This window comes from Geodermatophilus sp. SYSU D01176 (assembly GCF_054050015.1).
In genome coordinates, this window is sequence record NZ_JBJGYN010000003.1 from 14,329 (window position 1) to 33,175 (window position 18,847).

20 protein-coding genes and 1 tRNA gene are annotated in these 18,847 nt (G+C 74.4%); 11 read left to right on the forward strand and 10 right to left on the reverse strand.

From position 1 onward, the window contains the following. Positions 1-179: 179 nt before the first annotated feature. Positions 180-1,772 (reverse strand): phospholipase D family protein, encoded by a 1,593-nt coding sequence (locus ACI78Z_RS02770; RefSeq protein ID WP_457034991.1) that lies wholly within the window; start codon positions 1,770-1,772, stop codon positions 180-182. A 74-nt stretch (positions 1,773-1,846) separates the two neighbouring features. On the opposite strand from ACI78Z_RS02770, the gene ACI78Z_RS02775 reads away from it, so the two are divergent. Next, positions 1,847-3,115 (forward strand): aspartate kinase, encoded by a 1,269-nt coding sequence (locus tag ACI78Z_RS02775; RefSeq protein WP_457034992.1) that lies wholly within the window; start codon positions 1,847-1,849, stop codon positions 3,113-3,115. Continuing rightward, on the forward strand, positions 3,112-4,167 hold the full coding sequence (locus ACI78Z_RS02780) for an aspartate-semialdehyde dehydrogenase (protein WP_457034993.1): 1,056 nt from the start codon (positions 3,112-3,114) through the stop codon (positions 4,165-4,167). Before ACI78Z_RS02775 ends, ACI78Z_RS02780 begins: the two co-directional genes overlap by 4 nt. A gap of 114 nt (positions 4,168-4,281) precedes the next feature. Here ACI78Z_RS02780 and ACI78Z_RS02785 read toward each other — a convergent pair whose 3' ends face one another. The 3 genes from ACI78Z_RS02785 to ACI78Z_RS02795 all read right to left on the reverse strand — a co-directional run bounded on the left by ACI78Z_RS02785 (position 4,282) and on the right by ACI78Z_RS02795 (position 7,198). Continuing rightward, positions 4,282-6,090: a prolyl oligopeptidase family serine peptidase gene (locus ACI78Z_RS02785; protein ID WP_457034994.1), complete on the reverse strand. Its 1,809-nt coding sequence runs from the start codon at positions 6,088-6,090 to the stop codon at positions 4,282-4,284. Between the two features lie 90 nt (positions 6,091-6,180). Then, positions 6,181-6,254 (reverse strand) — tRNA-Pro (locus ACI78Z_RS02790). A gap of 32 nt (positions 6,255-6,286) precedes the next feature. Further along, positions 6,287-7,198, reverse strand: a complete 912-nt coding sequence (locus tag ACI78Z_RS02795; RefSeq protein WP_457034995.1) for a metallophosphoesterase — start codon at positions 7,196-7,198, stop codon at positions 6,287-6,289. Between the two features lie 54 nt (positions 7,199-7,252). Between ACI78Z_RS02795 and ACI78Z_RS02800 the strand changes: the two genes are divergently transcribed. After that, positions 7,253-7,705: a GatB/YqeY domain-containing protein gene (locus tag ACI78Z_RS02800; RefSeq protein ID WP_457034996.1), complete on the forward strand. Its 453-nt coding sequence runs from the start codon at positions 7,253-7,255 to the stop codon at positions 7,703-7,705. 64 nt (positions 7,706-7,769) lie between these two features. On the opposite strand, the gene ACI78Z_RS02805 is transcribed toward ACI78Z_RS02800, so the two are convergent. Further along, positions 7,770-8,069: a hypothetical protein gene (locus ACI78Z_RS02805; RefSeq protein WP_457034997.1), complete on the reverse strand. Its 300-nt coding sequence runs from the start codon at positions 8,067-8,069 to the stop codon at positions 7,770-7,772. A 287-nt stretch (positions 8,070-8,356) separates the two neighbouring features. On the opposite strand from ACI78Z_RS02805, the gene ACI78Z_RS02810 reads away from it, so the two are divergent. The 5 genes from ACI78Z_RS02810 to ACI78Z_RS02830 are packed head-to-tail and all read left to right on the forward strand — an operon-like array spanning position 8,357 to position 11,004. After that, positions 8,357-9,145, forward strand: a complete 789-nt coding sequence (locus ACI78Z_RS02810) for a sigma-70 family RNA polymerase sigma factor (RefSeq protein ID WP_457034998.1) — start codon at positions 8,357-8,359, stop codon at positions 9,143-9,145. Further along, complete coding sequence (locus ACI78Z_RS02815; protein WP_457034999.1) at positions 9,103-9,435, forward strand: anti-sigma regulatory factor; 333 nt, start codon at positions 9,103-9,105, stop codon at positions 9,433-9,435. The genes ACI78Z_RS02810 and ACI78Z_RS02815 overlap by 43 nt, the downstream gene beginning before the upstream one ends. Further along, positions 9,432-10,337, forward strand: coding sequence for an STAS domain-containing protein (locus ACI78Z_RS02820; RefSeq protein ID WP_457035000.1), 906 nt, complete (start codon positions 9,432-9,434; stop codon positions 10,335-10,337). The genes ACI78Z_RS02815 and ACI78Z_RS02820 overlap by 4 nt, the downstream gene beginning before the upstream one ends. Beyond that, positions 10,334-10,723: an STAS domain-containing protein gene (locus tag ACI78Z_RS02825; RefSeq protein WP_457035001.1), complete on the forward strand. Its 390-nt coding sequence runs from the start codon at positions 10,334-10,336 to the stop codon at positions 10,721-10,723. Before ACI78Z_RS02820 ends, ACI78Z_RS02825 begins: the two co-directional genes overlap by 4 nt. Further along, on the forward strand, positions 10,720-11,004 hold the full coding sequence (locus ACI78Z_RS02830; RefSeq protein ID WP_457035002.1) for a phosphatase RsbU N-terminal domain-containing protein: 285 nt from the start codon (positions 10,720-10,722) through the stop codon (positions 11,002-11,004). Before ACI78Z_RS02825 ends, ACI78Z_RS02830 begins: the two co-directional genes overlap by 4 nt. A gap of 279 nt (positions 11,005-11,283) precedes the next feature. Here ACI78Z_RS02830 and ACI78Z_RS02835 read toward each other — a convergent pair whose 3' ends face one another. The 3 genes from ACI78Z_RS02835 to ACI78Z_RS02845 are packed head-to-tail and all read right to left on the reverse strand — an operon-like array spanning position 11,284 to position 15,732. Next, a complete protein-coding gene (locus ACI78Z_RS02835; RefSeq protein ID WP_457035003.1) occupies positions 11,284-13,467 on the reverse strand; it encodes a transglycosylase domain-containing protein in 2,184 nt (727 codons plus the stop codon). Between the two features lie 43 nt (positions 13,468-13,510). Next, a complete protein-coding gene (locus ACI78Z_RS02840) occupies positions 13,511-14,743 on the reverse strand; it encodes an ArsA family ATPase (RefSeq protein ID WP_457035004.1) in 1,233 nt (410 codons plus the stop codon). Further along, positions 14,740-15,732, reverse strand: a complete 993-nt coding sequence (locus ACI78Z_RS02845; RefSeq protein WP_457035005.1) for an ArsA-related P-loop ATPase — start codon at positions 15,730-15,732, stop codon at positions 14,740-14,742. Before ACI78Z_RS02845 ends, ACI78Z_RS02840 begins: the two co-directional genes overlap by 4 nt. 119 nt (positions 15,733-15,851) lie before the next feature. Between ACI78Z_RS02845 and ACI78Z_RS02850 the strand changes: the two genes are divergently transcribed. From ACI78Z_RS02850 to ACI78Z_RS02860, 3 genes are all read left to right on the forward strand, one after another. Continuing rightward, on the forward strand, positions 15,852-16,025 hold the full coding sequence (locus tag ACI78Z_RS02850; RefSeq protein ID WP_091154446.1) for a hypothetical protein: 174 nt from the start codon (positions 15,852-15,854) through the stop codon (positions 16,023-16,025). A gap of 7 nt (positions 16,026-16,032) precedes the next feature. Continuing rightward, positions 16,033-16,506 (forward strand): RidA family protein, encoded by a 474-nt coding sequence (locus tag ACI78Z_RS02855; protein ID WP_457035006.1) that lies wholly within the window; start codon positions 16,033-16,035, stop codon positions 16,504-16,506. A gap of 124 nt (positions 16,507-16,630) precedes the next feature. Next, positions 16,631-17,440: an NUDIX hydrolase gene (locus tag ACI78Z_RS02860; protein WP_457035007.1), complete on the forward strand. Its 810-nt coding sequence runs from the start codon at positions 16,631-16,633 to the stop codon at positions 17,438-17,440. Positions 17,441-17,610: 170 nt separating this feature from the next. On the opposite strand, the gene ACI78Z_RS02865 is transcribed toward ACI78Z_RS02860, so the two are convergent. Next, positions 17,611-18,285, reverse strand: coding sequence for a Crp/Fnr family transcriptional regulator (locus ACI78Z_RS02865; protein WP_457035008.1), 675 nt, complete (start codon positions 18,283-18,285; stop codon positions 17,611-17,613). Between the two features lie 252 nt (positions 18,286-18,537). Further along, complete coding sequence (locus tag ACI78Z_RS02870; protein WP_457035009.1) at positions 18,538-18,780, reverse strand: hypothetical protein; 243 nt, start codon at positions 18,778-18,780, stop codon at positions 18,538-18,540. Positions 18,781-18,847: the final 67 nt, after the last annotated feature.

Here is an 18,847-nt window from a genome sequence, read left to right on the forward strand (position 1 = left end):
GCGTGCGCGGGCCGGGCCGGCCTCATCTGTGGACGACTGCGGATCGGCCGGAGCCGGGCGCGGGGTGTCTCCTCCGGCAACGTCAGGCGCTGCTTACAGGGGGAAGCAGGGGTGGAGGAAGCCGGAGGAGCACACCCCTGGGTGCCGGGAAACGGGGAGGGACCGGCACGAGCCGACGCTCAGAAGGCCTTGCGCAGCCGCATGGCCAGCGGGCGGCCGTCGGGGTCGTCGACCAGCCGGTAGACCGGCGTCGCCCACAGCCGGGTGGGGAGCGTCAGCCGCGGCGGGGAGTGCTCGCGCAGCCGGCCCCGCGGCCGCGGGCCGCGGCGGCCGCCGGCGTACCAGGCGTCCAGCTCGGCCGCCGAGGCCTCGAGCGTCCGCACGAACGCGTCGGGGTCGATCAGGTCGTCGTCCTCGCTGCCGTCGGCCGCGCGGTCCAGGTGCTCGCGGGCCAGTTCCAGGCGCAGGTCACGGGCGAAGGTGCGGGCGCCGTCGCCCGTGCCGGCGGGGTCGCGGGGCTCGCGCGGGTCCCGCGTCGTGTCCAGCACGGCGGAGGACAGCTCGCTGTCGTGGGTCCAGGAACGGCGGTTGAAGTTGTCGCTGCCGACGCTGGCCCACACGTCGTCCACCACGCAGACCTTGGCGTGCACGTAGACCGGCGTCCCCTCGTGGTTCTCCACATCGAACACGTGCACCCGGTTGCGCCCGGCGCGCCGGCACATCTCCAGCGCCTGCCAGCGGCCCACGTACTGGGACCGCTCCGCCACCGCGCCGTCCTGGTCGGGCACCCGCGGCACCACGACGACCAGGTGCAGCCCGGGGTGGTCGGCCAGCGCCTCGGCGAACAGCCGGGCGACGTCGGCCGACCACATGTACTGGTCCTCCAGGTAGACCAGCCGGCGGGCCTGCTTGATCGCCTTCGAGTACCCGCGGGCCACCGAGCGCTCGCCGTGCGGCGCGAAGTCGTAGGGCGGCCGGATCGCCGGGTACGTGCGCAGGTTCTGCACCACGTGCGGCCCGCACGGCGGCGGGGGCGGCAGCTGCGGTGGCAGCGGGTCCGGATCGAGCCGGGCGCCGCGCAGCCGGTCGAGCACCCAGGCGATCGGGTTGCCGGAGTCGGCGTTGGTCGGGTCGTCCCAGCGCTCGCGGAACACGGTGTCCAGGACGCCGACCGTCGGCCCGCGCAGCATCAACTGGACGTCGTGCCACGGTGGCCGCTCCCCGTAGGCCGCGGACATCGCCAGCGACTGCGGATCGCCCCGGTGGTCGGCGTCGTCGCGGCGGCTGTGGCACAGGTCGATCCCGCCGACGAAGGCGACGTCCTGGGTCGGGTCCTGGTCGTGCCGCAGGACGACGAGCTTCTGGTGGTGGCTGCCGCCGCGGCGCACCCGCTGGTCGAGGATCACCTCGCCGCCACCGTGCTCGACCTCGTCGTCCAGCGCCCGGTTCTCCTCCGCGCTGAACGACATCCAGTCCACGTGCGAGCGCCACACCAGCCCGCGGACGCACACGCCGCGGCGCACCGCGTCGGTGAACAGCTGGGCGACGGTGGGGCCGCCCGGGCGCAGCTGCTCGTCCGGGTCGCCGCGCCAGTCGGTGAAGAACAGGTGGTCCCCGGCGTCGAGTCGCTCGACGTGCTCGACCAGCCGGTCGAAGTAGGTCACCCCGTGCACGAGCGCCTCGACGAGGTTGCCCTCCGTGTACGCCGGCAGGGACGTCGAGGGGTTGCCCCGCTCCTCGCCCGTCAGCAGCCAGCGCTCCACGTCCTCCACCCGGTGATCACAGCGCCCCGTCCAGGGGGACGCAAGCACGGCGCTCACCATGGACCTCGGTAGCCTGTGGACCCGTGGCCCTCGTCGTCCAGAAGTACGGCGGCTCGTCCGTCGCCTCCGCAGCGCACATCAAGCGCGTCGCCGAGCGGATCGTGGCGGCCAAGGAGGACGGCAACGACGTCGTCGTGGTGGTCTCCGCGATGGGTGACACCACCGACGAGCTGCTCGACCAGGCCGCCCAGATCACCGACGACCCGGCCGGTCGCGAGCTGGACATGCTGCTCACCGCGGGCGAGCGCATCTCCATGGCCCTGCTGGCCATCGCGATCAACACCCACGGCTACGAGGCGCGGTCGTTCACCGGTTCGCAGGCCGGGGTGATCACGACCTCCAGCCACGGCAAGGCGCGGATCATCGACGTCACGCCCGGTCGGCTGCGCGACGCCCTCGACGAGGGCTCGATCGTCATCGTCGCCGGCTTCCAGGGCGTCAGCCAGGACACCAAGGACGTCACCACGCTCGGGCGGGGCGGCTCCGACACGACCGCCGTGGCCGTCGCCGCGGCCCTGCAGGCCGACGTCTGCGAGATCTACACCGATGTCGACGGCGTCTTCACCGCCGACCCCCGCATCGTCCCGAACGCCCGGCGGCTCGACACCATCACCTACGAGGAGATGCTCGAGCTCGCCGCCTCCGGGGCGAAGGTGCTCATGCTCCGCTGCGTCGAGTACGCCCGCCGCTACGGCATCCCGGTGCACGTCCGCAGCTCCTACTCCCAGCTCCCCGGCACCACGGTGACCGGCTCGATGGAGGACCTCACGGTGGAACAGGCGATCATCACCGGCGTCGCGCACGACCGCTCCGAGGGCAAGATCACCGTCTTCGGGGTGCCCGACCGGCCGGGTGAGGCCGCGCAGCTGTTCCGCGTGCTCGCCGAGGCCGAGGTCAACATCGACATGATCGTGCAGAACGTGTCGACGTCGGCCAGCAAGCTCGCCGACATCTCCTTCACGCTGCCCAAGAGCGACGGCCCGGCCGCGATCGCCGCGCTGGAGAAGGTCAAGCACACCGTCGGCTACACCGACGTCACCTTCGACCAGCACATCGGCAAGGTGTCGCTGGTCGGCGCGGGAATGCGCTCGCACCCGGGCGTGTCGGCGCGGTTCTTCGGCGCGCTGGCCGACGCCGGGGTCAACCTGGAGCTGATCAGCACCTCGGAGATCCGCATCTCCGTGGTGTGCCGGGACACCGACGTGGACGTCGCCGTCCGCGCGGTGCACGACGCCTTCGACCTCGGCACCGACGAGGAGCAGGCGGTCGTCTACGGAGGGACGGGACGATGAGCCTCTTCACGAACGAGGGACTGCAGGTCGGCGTCGTCGGCGCCACCGGCCAGGTCGGCGCCGTGGTGCGCCGGCTGCTCGCCGAGCGCGGCTTCCCGCTCGCCGAGCTGCGCTTCTTCGCCTCCGCCCGCTCCGCCGGCAGCACCCTGCCGTGGGGCGACGGCGAGATCACCGTCGAGGACGCCGCGACCGCCGACCCCACCGGGCTCGACATCGCGATCTTCTCCGCCGGGGCGTCGACCTCGCGGGTGCAGGCGCCGCGGTTCGCCGAGGCCGGCGTGACGGTCATCGACAACAGCTCGGCCTGGCGCCGCGACCCCGACGTCCCGCTGGTGGTGGCCGAGGTCAACCCGGACGCGCTGGCGTCGGTCCCCAAGGGGATCATCGCCAACCCGAACTGCACCACGATGGCCGCGATGCCGGTGCTCAAGCCGCTGCACGACGAGGCGGGGCTGGTGCGCATCGTCGCCAGCACCTACCAGGCGGTCTCCGGCAGCGGTCTCGCCGGTGTGGAGGAGCTCGACACGCAGGTCAAGGCGGTCGTCGACAAAGCCGCGGAGCTCACCCACGACGGCTCGGCGGTCGCCTTCCCGGAGCCGGCCAAGTACGTGCGGCCGATCGCGTTCAACGTGCTCCCCATGGCCGGCTCGCTGGTCGACGACGGCACGAACGAGACCGACGAGGAGCAGAAGCTCCGCAACGAGAGCCGCAAGATCCTGGGCATCCCCGACCTGCGGGTCTCGGGCACCTGCGTGCGCGTCCCGGTCTTCACCGGGCACTCGCTGTCGCTCAACGTGGAGTTCGCCCGGCCGCTGACCGCCGAGCGCGCCACCGAGCTGCTGTCCGGTGCGCCCGGGGTCGAGCTCACCGCCGTCCCCACGCCGCTGCAGGCCGCCGGGCAGGACCCGAGCTACGTCGGCCGCATCCGGCAGGACCCCGGCGTCGACGGCGACCGCGGCCTGGCGCTGTTCGTCAGCAACGACAACCTGCGCAAGGGCGCCGCGCTCAACACCGTCCAGATCGCGGAGTTGGTGAGGGACCTCGAGAGGTGACCGCTGCTGTCCGTCCGGACGCGGGGGTCGGAGGCCTCCCGGCCGGACGGACGCAGCGGCTCAACTCAACGGGGGGACGGCACTGCCGCGGTGTCCGCCGGTAGGCGGACAGTGTCACGGCTCCACGTGGCGCAGCGCGAAGTCGAGCGCGACCTCGACCTGGCGGATGGTCTCCTCGATGACCAGCGAGCCGTGCCCGGCGTCGAAGCGGTACACCTCGTGCGGCTTGGCGAGCTCTTCCAGCCGCGCCAGGTAGTTGTCGATCTGCCGGATCGGGCAGCGCGGGTCGTTGGCTCCGGCCACGACCAGCACCGGCGCGGCCACGTCCTGCGCGTAGGTGATCGGCGAGGAGCGCACGTAGACGTCGTGCACCTCGTCCGGTGAGCCGCCGAAGAGCGCGCGGTCGTAGGCCCGCAGCCCCTCCATCTCGTCCTCGTAGGCGGCCAGGTAGTCGGCCACCGGCACCTCGGCGATCCCGGCCGCCCAGCGCTCCGGCTGGGTGCCCAGGCCGAGCAGGGTGAGGAAGCCGCCCCACGACCCGCCGGAGACCAGCGCCCGCGACGGGTCGAGGAACCCCTCCTCGACCAGGGCGTCGTAGACGGCGGCGACGTCCTCCAGCTCGGTGAGGCCCGGCCGGCCGGTGAGCGCGTCCCGCCAGGCGCTGCCGTAGCCGGTGGACCCGCGGTAGTTGACGTGCACGACGGCGTACCCGGCGTCCACGTAGGCCGCGCGGCGGGCGCGGTAGGAGTCGTCGTCGGCCGCCTCCGGGCCGCCGTGCACCAGGAACGCCGTCGCGTACGGAGCCGGGCCGGCCGGGCGCACCACCAGCGCGTGCACGTCGCCGCCCGGACCGGGCACCCAGCGGTCCTCGACCGGATAGGCCGCGGGCGGCTCCTCCCCAGGAGCGGCGAGCACGACCGGGCCGTCGGCCCGCCGGATGACCGGCGGGAGCTCGGAGTTCGACCAGGCCAGCTCCACCGCGCCGTCCGGGCGGGCGGTGGCCCCGCGGACGACGCCGCGCGGGGTGTCCAGCCGCTCCAGGGCCCCGCTGCCGAGGTCGTAGCGGTACAGCTCGCTGCGCGCGGCGTGGTCGTGGCCGACCAGCAGCGCCGACCCGTCGGGGTACCAGCCGGCGGTCACGTCGCCGGGCAGGTCGAGCACGATCTCGGTCTCGGTGTCGGTGCCGACGTCCCAGACCAGCAGCTCCTCGCGGCCGCGCCGCTCGTGCCCGACCAGCAGCCGCCGGTCGCCGGGCAGCGGGGCGAACTCCAGCGCGTGCAGGCCGCGGCCCTCGCCGTCCCACTTCTCGGCCACCACGGCCGGCGCCTCGAGCGTGGTGTCGGCCGTGCGCAGCACCCGCAGCGCCGGGTAGCGCGGGTCGCCGTGCTCGGAGTGCGAGATGACCAGCAGGTCCTCGTCGTGGGTGAGCGCGTCGACCGACGCCGGGTCCTCGTGCCGGTAGACCACCCGCGGCGGGCCGCCGGCCGGGGCCAGCCACAGTTCCGAGCCGTCGTCGGTGGAGCGGCCGACGGCCACCACGGAGGTGCCGACCTCCAGGCCCGCGGGGTAGGCCGGGCCGACCTCGGGGACGGCGACGCGGTCCTCCCCGCCGGCGAAGGGCTGGGTCATCCAGACGCCGAACTCGTCGCCGTCGGTGTCGGCGAACCACCAGATCGTCTCGCCGTCCGGGCTGAGCGTGCCGATCAGCGTGCCGTTGGCCCGGTCGGTCGCCTGCCGGTGGGCGTCGGTGGTGCGGTCCCACGCGTACTGCTCCACGACGCCGCTGACGTCGGAGGCGTACAGGTTGCGGTGCGGTGCCTCCAGCGCCCAGTGGGGCAGGCTCACCCGGGGCGCACGGAAGCGGGCCTGCCAGCGGGCGGTGACCTCGGGGGAGGGGGCGGGGGCGGTCGGCTCGGCGCTCACCGGCCCATCCTCCCCGGCGGCCGCAGCCGACCGGGCGGGGACCCCGGGAACGACTCAGGGGCCGCCTTCCGGCGGCCCCTGAGCACGGTGTCGGGGTGACAGGATTTGAACCTGCGACCTCGTCGTCCCGAACGACGCGCGCTACCAAGCTGCGCCACACCCCGAGGTACGCCGACGAGTCTAGCCGACGCCCGGATCAGCCCTGACGGGCGGTCAGGGTGAGCAGCGTCGCCTCGGGCGGGCAGGCGAAGCGGTACGGCGCGTAGGGGCTGGTGCCCAGGCCGGCGGAGACGTGCAGCCAGGTGCCGCGGGGGTGCTCCGCCGACGGCTCCGCCCAGCGGTGCAGCCAGCGGACCCGGTCGCGGTCGATGCCGCAGTTGGTCACCAGCGCGCCGTAGAAGGGCACCCGCAGCTGCCCGCCGTGGGTGTGCCCGCACAGCAGCAGGTCGTGGCCGTCGGCGGCGAAGCGGTCGAGGACCCGCGGCTCGGGGGAGTGGGCCAGCCCGATGCGCAGGTCCGCGGCCGGGTCGGCGGGGCCGGCGACGAGGTCGTAGCGGTCGCGGTCGAGGTGCGAGTCGTCGACGCCGGCGAAGGCGATCCGCCGTCCGCCGACGACCAGCTCGCCGCGGGCGTTGGTGAGGTCCAGCCAGCCGCGGCGGGTCAGTCCGTCCCGCAGGTCCCGCCACGGGAGCTCGTCGCCGTGCACCCGCTTGTGGCCCGGCCTGAAGTACTTGAGCGGGTTCTTCGGCCGGGGCGCGTAGTAGTCGTTGCTGGCCAGCACGAAGACGCCGGGGAGGTCCAGCAGGGGCTCGAGCGCCCGCAGCGTCCCCGGGACGGCGTCCATCCCCGCCAGGTTGTCGCCGGTGTCGACGACCAGGTCCGGTTCGAGCTGCGCCAGCGAGGCCACCCACTCCTGCTTGGACCGCTGGCCGGCGGTCATGTGCAGGTCGGACAGGTGCAGCACCCGCAGCGGCGGCGAGCCGGGGGGGAGCACCGGGACGTCGAAGCGGCGCAGCGTCCACCGGGTGCGCTCGTAGAGGGAGGCGTAGGCGATCCCTGCGGTCGCCGACCCGAGGACGGCGGCCGGGAGGGCTGTGGTCGCGCGCACGACAGACCAGGTTACGGGCGCGCCGCCGGGAAGCGCCGTGCGAGGCTGGGGCACGTGCCCGACCTCAAGGAACAGCTGCGCGCCGACCTGACCACCGCGATGAAGTCCCGCGACGAGCTGCGCACCGCGACGCTGCGGATGGTCCTGGCGGCCGTCAGCGCCGAGGAGGTCGCCGGCAAGGAGGCCCGCGAGCTGAGCGACGACGAGGTGCAGGCGGTGTTACGCCGCGAGGCCAAGAAGCGCCGCGAGGCCGCCGAGGCCTTCGCTGCGGCCGGCCGCAGCGAGCAGGCCGACCGGGAGCGGGACGAGGGCGACGTGGTCGCGGCCTACCTGCCGGCGCAGCTGGATGACGCCGACCTCGCCGCCCTGGTCGCCGACGTCATCACCCGCACCGGCGCCAGCGGCATGAAGGACATGGGCCGGGTCATGGGCGCGGTGCAGCAGGAGGTCGCCGGTCGGGCCGAGGGTGGTCGGGTGGCCGCCGAGGTGCGCCGCCAGCTGGGCTGACTCCCGGCGAGCAGGGGCCGGGCCGGCCGGCGGCCCGGGGGTAGGGGTCCGCCGGCCGGGGTCCTCAGTTCTGCGAGATGGTCACGGGACCCTGATCGCTCTCGCAGACCGTCGTCGTGTCCCCGCTCCGGTCCACGGCCCGGCCGAGGACGGCGACGGGCCCGACCTTGACGCCGCAGACCTGGGCCGCGACCTGCGCCGCGACCCCGATGTCGACGTTCCTTGCGATATTCACTTCTCCCACGAAGACGTTGACCAGGCCGTCCTGATCGTTCGGCTGCGCCGCAGCAGGCGTCGCAGCGGTGACGATGGCCGCGCCGGCGAAGACCGGGACGACGGCCTTCCGTGCCCATGTGCTGATCATGTGGAGCCTCCTTGCTCGTGGGCCGTCCCGGCGCCTCTCGCCGGAGGAGTGCGGCCCTGCACGGGTGGAGACGTCGCCCCCGGATCTGCTGACGAGGGCTGCCGGGGCCGCGCGCCCCGGTGGATGTCCGCTGTCACCGCTGCTCAGGCGCGGTCTCCTGCGCCTCAAGGCGGTGTCAGGACGTTCGAGGCGACCTCGGGGCTCCGCGTCATGCGCGGGTGGGGAAGGCGTCCACGGGCGGTTCGTTCGACGCGCCGAGGGGGGCTCCCGGGCGTAGCGTCTCGCGGGTGGCGGCGGTCGAGCCGGTGGGGAGTCCGGGCGGCGACCGCGGGTCTGCGGACGTCGCGGCGCTCATCCCGCTGGTCCGCCGGATCGTCGCGTCCCGCGTCCCCGATCCGGCCACCGCGGACGACCTGGTCCAGGAGACCCTGGCCCGGGTTCTCGCCGCCGCCGGCCGGGTGGAACCCGGCATGCTGGAGCCCTACGCGATCGTGACGGCGCGCAACGTCGTCATCTCGATGTGGCGGGACCGGGACCGGCAGCGACGGCACCAGCACCGCGTCGTCGACCTGCGGCCCCCCGAGGCGCCCGACGAGGACGTCCTCGCCCGCGAGGACCGCGCTGCCGTCGCGGAGGCCCTGTCCCGGCTGTCGGACCGCGAGCGGACGACGCTGCTCGCCCACGAGGTGTCCGGCCAGGACACCCGGTCACTGGCGGCCGAGCTCGGGTCCACCGCCGGTGCGGTGGCCGCCCAGCTCAACCGCACCCGTGCGCGGTTGCGGGTGGAGTACCTGCTCGTCTCCGAGCGGGTGGAGCGCCGACGGAACGCTGCCGTCCGGTGCTGCTGGCCATCTCCAGCGGCGATCGCCGCCGCCAGCGCGAGGTCGACGCCGCTCGCCACCTGCTCGAGTGCGACCTGTGCGCGCGGCTGTCCGAGCCGCTGGTGGAACGGGGGCGGTCCCGGGACGACGCCGTGCGTGTCGCCGTGCGCGCCGACGCCGACGTCGTCGCTGCCCGGCAGGTCGCCCGGGAGGTGGCCACCCGGCTGGGCTTCTCCACCACCGACGTCACGTTGATCGCGACGGCGGTGTCGGAGATGGTGCGCAACATCGTGCGCTTCGCGGACTCCGGCGAGGTCGTGGTGACGGAGCTGCAGGAGCCGCGGCGGGGGATCTCCATCGTCGCCCGCGACGCCGGCCCCGGGATCCCCGACGTCGACCAGGCGCTGCAGGACGGCTACAGCACCTACCAGGGGCTCGGGCTGGGACTGCCGGGCGCCCGGCGGCTGATGGACGAGTTCGCGGTGGTCTCCGAGATCGGCCGCGGCACGACGGTGACGATGACGAAGTGGCGGGCAGAGACATGACCAGGTTCGACGACCCGAGCGTGACCGTGGCTCCGACGGACGCGACCCGCGGCCGTGACGAGGAGGCCCTCCTCCCGCAGCTGGTGGCGCACCTGCGCGAGCACCGCACCCGGCTCCGCCAGGAGTGGGTCGGCCGCATCCAGGAGGCGCACCTGCTGCAGGCCATGACCGCCCAGGAGACGTCCGCCGAGACCACGCTGGTCTACGACAACTACGTCGAGGTCCTGGAGACCGGCAGCGTGGAGGCTCTGCAGCACTACGCCCGCGACCTGTCCGAGCGGATCATCCCGCGAGGGGTGGAGACCCACGAGGTCGTCGGCATCGTGCTCCTGCTGCGCGACGTCCTGGCCCGGTCGCTGTTCGAGAAGTACCAGCGCGACTTCGCGTTGCTCAACCGGGTGCTCGACGCCTACGAGCCGGCGGCCAACCGCATCGCCAACACCGTGGCCGTCAGCTTCGTCGAGGAGCGCGAGCGGGTCATCCGGCAGCAGCAGGACGCCATCCGCGAGCTGTCGACGCCGGTCCTGCCGGTCCGCGAGCGGCTGCTGATCCTGCCGATCATCGGCGTGCTGGACCGGGAGCGGGCGCAGCAGCTGACCGTGCAGCTGCTCGGTGGCATCCGCACGCACCGGGCCAAGGTGGTCGTCGTCGACATCACCGGCGTCCCGGACGTCGACGAGTCCGTCGCCAACCACCTGGTGCGGACGGTCGACGCCTCGCGGCTGATGGGTGCCAGCGTGATCATCACCGGGCTGTCCCCGGAGATCGCCCAGACGCTGGTCACCATCGGCGTCGACCTGTCGAAGATGAACACCATCGGCGACCTGCAGGGCGGCCTCGAGGAGGCCGAGCGGCTCCTGGGGTACGCGGTGTCCCGCGACGACGGGAGCGGTGGGCCGTGAACGGCGGCCCGCGCCTCTTCTCGATCCTGCGGCAGGGCCCGTACCTGATCGCCTCGATCCACACCGCCCTGGACGACTCGCAGCTGGTGCGGTTCCAGCAGGACCTGGTGGAACGGATCGGCGCCGACCGTGCGCGGGGCGTCGTGATCGACGTGGCCGCGCTCGACGTCCTGGACTCCTTCGCGTCCCGGACGCTGCGCGACATCGCCGAGATGGCCCGGCTGCGCGGGGCGGTGACCGTGATCGTCGGGATCCAGCCGGACGTCGCGTTCGCCATGGTGGAGCTCGGCATGGACACCGGCCGGGTGGTGACCGCACTCGACCTGGAGGAGGGCCTGGCCGAGCTGGACCGGTACGTCGGGGCGCCGCCGGCCCCGCGGACATGACGGCGCGCGAGGCCCTGCTGCGCGACTACCGGGCCGCCTTCCTGCGGTACCTGTCGCGGCACGAGGAGTCCGCGCTCGACACGGGCTACCGGCTCGGGCGCGGTGCCCTGGCCGGCGGCCGGAGCCTGCTCGACGTCGTCCAGGTCCACCACGACGTCCTGACCGAGGTGCTCCGGGACAGTCCGGGGAACGAGGTGCCCCTCATCGCCCGGTCGGCGGCGGACTTCCTCGTCGAGGTGCTGGCCAGCTACGACATGGCGCGGCGAGGGCCCGGCTCCTGACCGGCGGGGCCGCGTCATCCCCGGGCGCCGGGCGCGTCCTCTCCTGCGACAGGCCGTTCCCGCTCGCGAGGAGGTGGCGACCGTGACCGTGCGCGGCGCCGTCGGCGACAGCAGTCCGTCCCGGGTCCCCGGCGCACCCGGCAGGCGGTCGGTGCCGGCCCGGCCGGCGTTCGAGTCCCGCCGGGAGTTCCTCGACCTGCTGCGCCGGTTCGCCGTCTGCCTGGAGACCGCCGAGCGCGTCCGGGCCGAGCTCCTCCGGCAGGGCGCCGCCGGAGCGGCTCAGCCGGCCGGCGCGGGAGCCGGCGGGGGCGTCGGACCGCCCGGGACGGGGGCCAACGGGTCGACCGGCGCCGGCGGCACTGCGGCCGGGTCGGCGGGAGCGGGCGCGACGGCGGCCGGGTCCGCGGGTGCGGGAGCAGCCTCCGGGGCCGGGGGAGCCGGCGGGACCACCGGTGCCGGTGCCGGTGCCGGCGCCGGTGCGGTGAACGGCACGGCCGGCTGACCGGCCAGGACGGGGGTCATCGCGTTGCGCCAGATCGTCGCCGGCATGCCGCCGCCGAAGCCGCGGACCTGCTCGCGCGCCTTGGGGTTGTAGACCATGACGCTGGCCGTGTACTGCGGCGTGTACCCCACGAAGGCGACCGAGAGGTTGTCCTGGCTGGTGCCGGTCTTGCCGGCGATGCGGTGCCCGGGGACGGCGGCGTTGCGCCCGGTGCCGAAGGGGGACTCGGTGTCCCCGACCAGCACCTGGTTGAGCGTCGTGGCCACCTCGGTCGGGACGGCGCCCGGCGTGCACCCGTCGCCGTCCACGACCGGCCGGCCGTCGTCGCCGGTGAGCGGCTCGCCGTTGCGGTCCAGCACGGCGGTCACCGGCGTCGGGTCGCACTGGGTGCCGTCGGCGGCGAGCGTGGAGTACGCGCTGGCCAGGCCCAGGGGGCTGGTCGACTCCGGCCCGAACGTGAACGAGCCCCGGTTCTCGTCGATGATCTGCTGCGCCAGCCCCGGGTCGTTGAAGTGGAACAGGCCCATCCGCTCGGCCATGCGCACCGGGCCCTCGACGCTGCCCAGCTGGTCCTCCAGCGCGAGGAAGTAGGTGTTGGACGAGCGGACCAGCGCCTCGGCCATCGACAGCGTCCGCGGGTAGTTGTCGCCGACGTTCTCGACGTCGTAGCGCCCGGCGCCGTCCCGGTACACGCGGGAGACGTAGGGCTCGCTCGCGGTGATGACGTGCGACACCGGGAAGCCCCGCTCGAGCGCGGCGGCCGCGGTGAAGACCTTGTAGGTGGAGCCGGAGCCCTGCCCGGGGACGACGTTGAGGTTGACCGACTCGCACTCGGGGCCGTCGCAGCCGAAGCGGCGGTTGGCGCTCATCGCCAGCACGTGGCCGGTGCCCGGCTCGACGGCGGTGAAGGTGCCCGCCAGCGAGTCGCCCATGGCCAGCGCGCCGAGGACCGCCTGGTCGCCGGAGCGCTGCAGGTCCGGGCGCAGCGTCGTCTGGATGGTCAGGCCGCCGTCGTCGAGCAGCTCCTGGCTGATCCCGAGCGTGCCGGTGAGGTGGTCGGCCAGGTAGGCGCAGAAGAAGCCGCCGATCGCGGCGTCGATGCAGCCGTTGGGCGGGGTGCCGCCGGGGGCCACCTCGACCGGCGTCGCCGCGACCTCGTCGAACTGGGCCTGGTCGATGTGGCCCGCGCTGACCATCGCCTGCAGCACCTGGTTGCGCCGGTTCCGCCCGTTCTCGGGGTTGGTGATCGGGTCGTCGTTGGACGGGCTCTGCACCAGGCCGGCCAGCATGGCCGCCTGCGGCAGGGTGAGGTCGGCGGCGTCCACGCTGAAGTAGCGCTGCGCCGCGGCCTGCACGCCGTAGGCGCCCTGCCCGAAGTACACGAGGTTCAGGTAGCGGGTGAGGATCTCGTCCTTGGAGTACTCCTCCTCCAGGGCGAGGGCCATCCGCGCCTCCCGCAGCTTGCGGCCCAGGCTCTCCTCGGTGGCCGCCTGCCGCTCCTCGGCGGTGTCGGCGGTCTGCGCGAGGGTCTGCTTGACCAGCTGCTGGGTCAGCGTCGAGCCGCCCTCCTGCACCGAGCCCGCCGCCACGTTGGTCGCCAGCGCGCGCAGTGTGCCCTGCACGTCCAGGCCGTTGTGCTGCTCGAACCGGGCGTCCTCGATGGCGACCAGCGCCTGCTTCATGACGGCGCTGATCCGGTCGGAGGGGACCGGCGTCCGGTTGTTCCGGTAGAACATCGTGATCAGCGAGCCGTCGGCCGCCAGCACGCGGGTGTTGCCCGCCGGCATCTCGTCGGTCAGCTCGACCGGCAGGGCGTCGAGCAGCGAGGCCGAGTTCCGCGCGGCCAGGCCGGTGCCGCCCACGAAGGGCAGCAGCATGCCGGCGACCAGGGCGCCGGCGAGGACGATCGTCGCGGCCAGCTTCGCGAGGACCCGGGCGCGGTCGGGGGCGTCGGGAGACATCGGGCGCCAATGTACGTGGCGCCCGGCGGTCGGACGTCCGCGCTCAGCGACGGCGCGCGGGGAGGATGCGCCGCCGCGGCACACCCGTCGGCGTGTCGCCGTCCGGACCGGTCAGCGCGTCGGCCATGCCGCGCAGCCCGTCGAGGTCGTGCACGTCGCCGGCGGCGACCGGCACGGTGCGGACGGCGACCTCCGGGTGGGCGCTGGTGAACCGGTCGGCCAAGTGCTGCTCGCGGGTCGCCTGCGTCATCCGCTCGGCGTGCACCCGCAGCGCCCCGGCGGCGAGCTCGGCACCGTCCGCGCCGGCCTCGAGGACCTCCTCGGCCGCGCCGTCGGCCCGGGTCGCCGACAGCGCCGTCGTCGTGGGCGGGTGGGTGCGGTTGAGCACCAGCCCGGCCAGCGGCATCTGCTCGGCCGAGAGCCGGTCGACGAAGTAGGAGGCCTCCCGCAGCGCGTCGGGCTCGGGTGTGGCGACGACGACGAACCAGGTGCCCGGCCGGCGCAGCAGCTCGTAGGTGGCGGTGGCCCGCTCCCGGAACCCGCCGAACATCGTGTCGAGCGCCGCCACGAACGCGGAGATGTCCCGCAGCAGCTGCCCGCCGAGGATCTTGGAGATGATCCGGCTGAAGAACAGGAAGCCGGCGCTGGCGATCTTGAACCCGGTCCGGCTCGGGGCGGTGAGCAGCCGGATCATCGTGCCGTCGAGGAAGCGGCTCATCCGGTTGGGGGCGTCGAGGAAGTCCAGCGCCGACCGCGAGGGCGGGGTGTCGACGACGATGAGGTCCCACCGGTCGCCGGCGCGCAGCTGGCCCAGCTTCTCCATCGCCATGTACTCCTGCGTCCCGGCGAAGGACGACGACAGGGCCTGGTAGAAGGGGTTCTCGAGGATCTGCTGGGCACGTTCGGGCGTGGAGTGCGCCACGACGATGTCGTCGAACGTGCGCTTCATGTCCAGCATCATCGCGTGCAGCTCGCCCCGGATCCCGGGGACGTCGACCCGCCGCGGCTCGTTGTCCAGCTCCACCAGACCGAGGGACTGGGCCAGCCGGCGTGCCGGGTCGATCGTGAGGACGACGACGGTGCGGCCGGCCTCCGCCGCGGCCAGTGCCAGGGCCGCCGACGTCGTCGTCTTGCCCACCCCGCCCGCGCCGCAGCAGACCACGATGCGGGTGTCCGGATCGGTGACCAGCTCGGCGAGCTCGAGCGGCAGGGGCTCCGGCGCGGGTGGGGCGGTCGGGCGCGGGTGCCGGCGGGTGCGCTCGGTCGTCTGGGTCATGCCGCCACCTCGGTCCGCAGGTGCTCCTCCAGCCGGCCGGCGAGCTGGAACAGCGCGCCGAGGTCCATGGGGCCGGGCAGCAGCGGCAGCTCGACGGTGGGCCGGTCGAGCGCCTCGACCTCGTCGCGCAGCTCGTCCTGGGCGGCCCAGCGGCGGGCGTGCTCGGTGGCCTCTGCGGCGAGCGCGTCGGCCAGCCCGGGGACGTCGCGCAGCCCCGCCGCGGCCAGCGCCGGGGCCAGGTCCGCGCCGGTCAGCCCGCCGTCGGCGGCGCGGACGAGCGCGGGCTCGGGCAGCGCCGGCTCGGCGGCCATGTTCACGATGACCGAGCCGACCGGCAGCCCGACCGAGGCGAGCTCGGCGAGGGCGTCGGCGGTCTCCTGCACCGGCATGTCCTCGAGCAGGGTCACCAGGTGCACCGCCGTCTGCGGCGACTTGAGCACGGCCATGACGCCGTCGCTCTGCGTCTTGATCGGGCCGGACCGGGCCAGCCCGGCCATCTCCCCGGTGACGTTGAGGAAGCGGGTGATGCGCCCCGTCGGCGGGGCGTCGACCACGACCGCGTCGTAGACCGGGCGGCCGTCGTGGCGCCGGGTCACCGCCTCCTTGACCTTGCCGGTGAGCAGCACGTCGCGCAGGCCCGGGGCGATCGTCGTGGCGAAGTCGACCGCGCCCACCCGGCGCAGCGCCCGCCCGGCCCGCCGCAGGTTGTAGAACATCTCCAGGTACTCGAGGAGGGCTTCCTCGACGTCGATCGCGAGGGCCTTGACCTCGCCGCCGCCGCGGGCGACGGCCACCCGCCGCTCCTCGTACGGCAGCGGCGGGGTGTCGAACAGCTGCGCGATGCCCTGGCGACCCTCGGTCTCCACCAGCAGCACGTGGCCGCCGTCGGCGGCGAGGGCGAGCGCGAGGGCCGCGGCGACCGTGGTCTTGCCGGTCCCCCCCTTGCCGGTGACGACGTGGCAGCGCACGGGGGAGAGGACCGGACTCACGGACACGAGCGTAGAAGGCAGGAGGACCTCCCTGCCCCCCACCATGGGAGACCCCGCCCTCGCCACCCCTCGGGGCGGGGCCCGGGACGAGGCCAGGGGGCTGCGCTAGCGTCGCGCCCATGAGCGAACCGGCCCGCGTGAAGTGGGAGTACGCCACCATCCCGCTGCTGATCCACAACACCAAGGCGATCCTCGACTCGTGGGGCGTCGACGGGTGGGAGCTGGTCACCGTGCTGCCCGGCCCGGGCGGGGCCGACCAGCCCGTGGCCTACCTCAAGCGCCCCGCCGGCTGACGGCGCCATGACCAGTCCGCAGACCTCCAGCTGGCACGCCCGGCTGGCCGAGCTCGGCATCCGGCTGCCCGCGGTCGCCGCACCGGTCGCCGCCTACGTCCCGGCGGTGCGCACCGGCCAGCTGGTCTACACGTCGGGACAGCTGCCCTTCGTCGACGGTGGGCTGCGCCGCACCGGGAAGGTGGGCGGCTCGGTCGACGCCGAGGACGCCGCCCACGACGCCAAGCTGTGCGCCCTCAACGCCCTGGCCGCCATCGACGAGCTCGTGGGCCTGGACGAGGTCGCCCGTGTCGTCCGCGTGGTCGGCTACGTCGCCAGCGCGGAGGGCTTCACCGGCCAGCCGCGGGTGGTGAACGGCGCCAGCGAGCTGCTCGGCCGCATCTTCGGCGACGCCGGCCGGCACGCCCGCAGCGCCATCGGCGTGGCCGAGCTCCCGCTGGGCGCCCCCGTCGAGGTCGAGCTCACCGTCGAGCTGCGCTGATGGTCGCCCTACCGGGCTCCAACCGCGGCCACGTGCCGTCCCCCAGCTGCACCGAGCGACTCCTCGTGGCCCCGGCGGGGAGCCTCCGGCCCCCGCACCGGGACCACGACCTCGCGGGGCGGCCGTGACACCCGCTGTGCCCAAGCAGGCGGCGACCGTGCTGCTGCTGCGGGACGGCGTCCACGGGCTGGAGGTCTACCTGCTGCGGCGTACCCGCGGCATGCCGTTCGCCGGCGGGATGACCGCCTACCCGGGCGGCGGGGTCGACCCGCGCGACGGCGACGTCGAGACCGCGTGGGCCGGCCCCCCGCCCGAGCAGTGGGCGCACGCGTTCGGCTGCGACGAGCGGACCGCGCGGGAACTGGTCTGCGCGGCGGTCCGCGAGACGTTCGAGGAGGCCGGCGTCCTGCTCGCGGGCGCGCCGGACGGCGGCGACGGGGTGGGCGGGGTGGTGCCGTCGGTGTCGGGGGAGGACTGGGAGGCGCAGCGTCAGGCCCTGCTGGCCCGCGAGCTCTCGCTCGCCGAGCTGCTCGCCGCCCGCGGGCTGGCGCTGCGGTCGGACCTGCTGCGGCCCTTCGCGCACTGGATCACCCCGCCGGCCGAGCCGCGGCGCTACGACACCAAGTTCTTCGCCGCCGCGCTGCCGGTCGGCCAGGAGGCCCGGCACGTCACCGGCGAGGCCGACGAGGTGAGCTGGCTGACGCCGTCCGCCGCGCTGGCCGAGATGACCGCCGGCACCCGGCCGATGCTGCCGCCGACGATCCACACCCTCGGACAGCTCGAGCCGTTCGCCGACGTGGCCGCGGCCCTGGCCGGATCGCCACCGGAGCCGCTGCACCCGATCTGCCCGTCGTTCGCCGACGAGCCCGACGGCCGCTGGGCCGTGCTCCCCGACGGCACCCGCATCCGGATGGTCGTGCCGCTTCCTTCCTGATCGCGCCGAGTGGACCCCGGAGGGGTCCGCGCAGGCGCGGTGCAGCGGCTCAACGCGACAGGGGTACGGCTCCTGGCCGCGGTGTCGGCCGGTGGGCCGACGGTGTGATCGAACGCCAGGGGCCCAGAACCGGACCGGTTCCTGGCCCCTGGGGTTCGTCCAGCGCGATGTCAGCGCGCGCGGCGGCGCAGGCGCTCCTCGTCGAGGACGACGACCGACTTGCCCTGCAGCTGGATCCAGCCGCGGTGCACAAAGTCGGCCAGGGCCTTGTTCACCGTCTCCCGCGAGGCGCCGACCAGCTGGGCCAGCTCCTCCTGCGTCAGGTCGTGCTTGACCCGCAGGCCCTCGCCCTCCCGGCTGCCGAACCGGTCGGCCATCTGCAGCAGCGCCTTGGCGACGCGACCCGGGACGTCGGTGAAGATCAGGTCCGCGACCGAGTCGTTGGTGCGGCGCAGCCGCCGGGCCAGGACGTGCAGCAGCCGCTCGCCGACCTCGGGGTGCGCCTCGATCCACGGCCGCAGCACCGACTGCGGCATGCGGGCCAGCTTGACGTCGGTCACGGCCGTGGCGGTCGCGGTGCGCGGGCCGGGGTCGAAGACCGACAGCTCGCCGAACTGGTCCGAGGGGCCCATCACGGCCAGCACGTTCTCGCGCCCGTCGGGCGACCGACGGGAGAGCTTGATCTTGCCGGAGATGACGATGTAGAGGCTGTCGCCCGGCTCGCCCTCGTTGAAGACCACGCGGCCGCGGGGGAGAGTCACGGTCTCCAGGCGGCTCGCGACCGGGTCCACCGCCTCCCCCGGCAGCCCCTGGAAGAGCCCGGACTGGGCCAGCACCTCGTCCACTACGCGTCCTCTCGCACACACACCTCGGAACACCGGCACGCAGCCGGCCCGGTCAGCGAGCCGCTCCCTCGCGGCGCCGTCCGGGGTGAGTCTAGGGGTCTGTGCGGATCGTCACCCGATCGGTGGCCCACGGCGCCACCCCGAGGGGTGGGGACGGCCACCCTCCAGGGTCCCGCGCCGAGCCCGGTGACGTCCTGGAACGGCCCCCTTCAGGGTCCCCTCACGAGGTGCGGGGGGAAGGGTGGTCCTGTGTCAGACGACGGGCGGCTCGGCCCCGCGGCGCACGCGGGACGCGCGGCGGCGACGCCAGCGGGTCATGGCGCGGCGGATGCCGGAGTTGGCCAGCGTGTCGACCTCGCCGGGGCTCGCGGTCGAGAGGAACTCGGCCACCTCGCGGGGGCCGGCGGGGCGGCGCAGCGGCTCCTCGACGCGCTCCATCACCAGCAGGAAGGCGATGACCAGGGGCGGGAACAGGATGACGATGAGGGCGACCACCGGCTCCTCCTCTCTCTCCTCGCCGGGGACGCGGACCGGACGGCCGGCTCGCGCGTGCACTCCTGTG